This is a genomic window from Priestia sp. SIMBA_032, from assembly GCF_046535215.1.
In the GTDB taxonomy this organism is placed as follows: Bacteria; Bacillota; Bacilli; order Bacillales; family Bacillaceae_H; genus Priestia; species Priestia aryabhattai.
In genome coordinates this window covers 1-325 of sequence record NZ_JAWRXD010000322.1, presented here as the reverse complement: position 1 = coordinate 325, position 325 = coordinate 1, and the positions used below count along the sequence as shown (strand labels likewise).

At 31.7% G+C, this 325-nt stretch carries 1 protein-coding gene; it reads left to right on the top strand.

Annotated features, from left to right (window positions below; genetic code table 11):
- On the top strand, positions 1-325 hold a 325-nt coding region (locus SB717_RS34585; RefSeq protein ID WP_410907378.1), incomplete at both ends, for a hypothetical protein.

Below are 325 nucleotides of genomic sequence, written 5' to 3'. Positions count from 1 at the left end.
AAGTTTATAATAAACTAGCTACACATGCTAAATCGCGTAGGTTAGGGGACTATATTTCATCTTTAATTTTACGTGATTTAGATGATTCATCTAATGGAAGAAAAGCAATAGAAGACAAAAAAACCTACGAAATGCTTGAACATATCAAGAATGAATTAGCTGATTTAAAAACATTAGCAAAAACAACAGGTTTTGTAGGAAACGATTCCTTCAAAGAAGAAGAGCCTTCTTCAAAGGTTCCACAACTAAAAGAAGGAAAGATTGCAGATTTAGAAAATATATCTGGCTCATTAGACGATGACGACTTAGAAGAATATAACGATTT